The 3,103-nt window shown below is 53.8% G+C and carries 3 protein-coding genes and 3 tRNA genes; all 6 read right to left on the reverse strand.

Translation table 11 applies throughout. The features are described 5' to 3' along the window. Nucleotides 1–93: 93 nt before the first annotated feature. Nucleotides 94–169, reverse strand: a tRNA-Thr gene (locus A7D27_RS26705). A 26-nt stretch (nt 170–195) separates the two neighbouring features. Further along, a tRNA-Gly gene (locus A7D27_RS26710) sits at nt 196–269 on the reverse strand. A gap of 24 nt (nt 270–293) precedes the next feature. Next, a tRNA-Tyr gene (locus A7D27_RS26715) sits at nt 294–378 on the reverse strand. Between the two features lie 142 nt (nt 379–520). Next, entirely contained in the window at nt 521–1,201 is a 681-nt protein-coding gene (locus A7D27_RS26720; RefSeq protein WP_069566665.1) for an SPOR domain-containing protein, read from the reverse strand. Nucleotides 1,202–1,209: 8 nt separating this feature from the next. Then, a complete protein-coding gene (locus tag A7D27_RS26725; protein WP_069566666.1) occupies nt 1,210–1,959 on the reverse strand; it encodes a pantothenate kinase in 750 nt (249 codons plus the stop codon). Further along, complete coding sequence (birA, locus tag A7D27_RS27600; protein WP_083265798.1) at nt 1,943–2,893, reverse strand: bifunctional biotin--[acetyl-CoA-carboxylase] ligase/biotin operon repressor BirA; 951 nt, start codon at nt 2,891–2,893, stop codon at nt 1,943–1,945. Before birA ends, A7D27_RS26725 begins: the two co-directional genes overlap by 17 nt. Between the last annotated feature and the right edge of the window lie 210 nt (nt 2,894–3,103).

The raw sequence follows: 3,103 nt of genomic DNA on the forward strand, positions 1-3,103 counted from the left end.
TTTAGCCATCGAGAACGCCTCCCATCAATGAGTTGAGCGAGCCATGCCACCATTAAAACAAAGGCAGATATTTTCATATCTGCCTTTGTAGGATGGAGCTCATGAGCGGATTTGAACCGCTGACCTCACCCTTACCAAGGGTGTGCTCTACCAGCTGAGCTACATGAGCCAAACACCTTGCACAAACACCAAACCTGGAGCGGGTAGCGGGAATCGAACCCGCATCATCAGCTTGGAAGGCTGAGGTTCTACCACTGAACTATACCCGCGGAGCCTGGTGCTCACGCTTAATCTGGTGGAGGGAGAAGGATTCGAACCTTCGAAGTCTATGACGTCAGATTTACAGTCTGATCCCTTTGGCCACTCGGGAATCCCTCCAATCGGGAGGCGGCATTCTCACCGCAACCCTCTCTACTGTCAAGCTTTTTCTCATTAAAATCTTGAGGTTAGCTAAAATTGACAGTGCTTCTGCAAACATCGTTTTAGGCCTGCCTGAGAAGCGGGCGCCATTCTATGCAAACTATTCACCAGATGCAATACCCTGACAGGGCATTATTTTGTGCTGAAGACCTGGAAAGTCCTTTACCAAAGCAGCCAACAACGAATCATCCACAAGGCGCCGGCTGCTCTCATCCACACGAACCCAATAATCACGGTGAGCACGAGGCAACTCACGCATCAAAGGCTCATACCCTGCATCCTTGAGGCGCGACATGACACTTTCGGCCGAATCCAGCCTGGGGAAAATTCCAAGTGAGATGCCATTCTGCAGATCACCTTGGCTGATCAAAAAACTATCGATCTTGCGGGCCTGCAACTCCTTCAACTGCCTTAAAGACGCCTGCCTGGAAGCAAGTGGGGCGAGATAGACCCAGTAGTCCACCCCCGCCGCGGCATCCACGCTCTGGATACTGCTCTGAATGTTTAATGACAGCAGCCTTTGCTCAACACCCTTCACCTGATCCTCATAATCCACCCCCCCCAGAAAGAGGCAAGCCTGCGCACCAGACGTAAACAATGACCGCTGTTGAGCGCGGGAAGAACCCTCGCCTTTAGACTCACCCAGCAATCGGATGCCCTGCTGCCCCCCCTTGTAAAGGGAAAGCGTCTCAACCTCTTTTACCTGAAGAGGTGCTTGTTGCTGGTGCCAAACGTAGTAGAAGAGATTCAGCACCAATAAAAGCAGGAACAGCCAGCGCATTAGCAACCTCAGTCCAGTGGGCAAGCGATAGCGAGCCCGGAAAAAACAAGATCCGGAGCCAGTCTTGCGCTAGGAATATCCTCTTTCACCAACGCAGCATCACCTCCGGTGAGAAAAACGGCGATATCGTCCCCCAGTTGCTGGTGCGCCAGGTCCAACTGCATGCGTACGAATCCTTTCAGCATCAAGAGACAACCTCGCTCAACTGCCTCAGCAGTGCTTCGCCCGGGCCTCATATCCTCAATGGCGCGGGCCGCAGCCTCATCGTCATAACGAATTCGCCGCGTATGCGTCCTGAGCTGGCTGCGCATAAGCGGCACACCAGGACATATGTAGCCTCCGAGATGCTCACCACCAGACGTTACGAAATCAGCAGTGACCGCAGTTCCGAGGTCAAGAACAAGCGAAGCTTTCTTGCTCGTGTGATAAGCACCAAGTACAGCGAGCCATCGATCCAGACCAAGCTTCTGGAAGTCTTGATAGCCATTACCCACGCCCGCCAGCATTTGGGAGGGCGAAGCGAGCAGTGGTTTTGTATGGAGCGCTTGCTCAAGCGCCAACAGGAGAGAGGATGTTTCCTCCTCTGAGCGGACACTGACCAATCGGCAACGCTGGATACGTGCGCAATCGAATGCGTTGATCGCCCCAATGAGAGCTGCGCTATCAGGAGCAACACCAGAAATGCGTGACACGCCATCATCGGCGCCTATTACGCGCCACTTGATGAAACTGTTGCCACAATCAAGCTCTAGAATCATCACGCAACCTCAAACTGAGCTCCCCCCCGCTTAACAGCATCTCGCTACCCCCCACATCAAGACGAAGAGCGCCGCTCTTATCTATACCGAGAACCACTCCATCAACTCGCTGGCTTGCAGTCACAACGGACACTTCCATTCCCGTCCATGCATGATTGGCTTCCCACTCATCACGAAGAGCTTGAAACCCTTCTTGTAGACAAAGGCGTAATTGACCTAAAAGACTGGCCGCAATCTGCGTGCGGTCCTGCAGAGATCCGACCACGGAGCGGATGGATGCCCATTCCTGAGTGATCTCCATCTGCCGGTCAAGCATATTGACGTTGAGTCCAACACCAATCACCACATTGCAGATATCTGCAGGATCCCCCACCAACTCGATGAGAATACCGGCGATCTTTTTGTTTGCTACCAATATGTCGTTGGGCCATTTGAGTTGTGCGGCACCAACACCCGCGGAGCGCAGAACTCGCAATGCAGCGACGCCTACCAGCAGACTCATTCCTTCTAGCTGCCTGGCCCCACCATCTATGCTGATCGCGCATGAGAGATAAAGATTCTCTCCATACGGAGAAACCCAAGTTCGGCCTCGGCGGCCACGCCCTCCAGATTGATGCTCAGCCAGCACAACAAACGGCGCCTCTACTCCCTGAGAAAGCAGCCGCAAAGCCTCGGCGTTTGTCGAGTCAACGCTGTCGTGAGTAAAAACCGGCCATAACTCACCCAATTCGTGGAGGCGCTCCTTGGAAAGGAGCTCAAGCGGAGATGCAAGGCGGTAGCCCTTGCCTCGAACTTTATGGATGCTAAGGCCATAAGAGCTCTCAAGCTGCTTCAGGTGTTTCCACACGGCAGCTCGAGTAATGCCCTGCGCCTTGCCCAAGGACTCTCCGGAATGAAACTGGCCATCCTGGAGGAGACGTATCAGATTCAACATAACGCGCCCCCGTTACAAGGCAGGCATCATAGCGACGCCCTGCTGGGTTGCATAGAAAGAAGGCGGGAGGAGGGCATTCGCAAAGAAGGACTTCAATAAGCTCAAACTGTGCTCAGTTGCACCACGAGAGCATGGCGTGCGAAGCCCCCCCCGCCCCCGTGCGCCCTTCGTGATTTTCTTTCGCTCAAAGTCAAACCCCCGACCATCTTT

It is taken from the genome of Pseudomonas sp. 1D4 (assembly GCF_001728925.1).
Lineage (GTDB): Bacteria > Pseudomonadota > Gammaproteobacteria > Pseudomonadales > Pseudomonadaceae > Metapseudomonas > Metapseudomonas otitidis.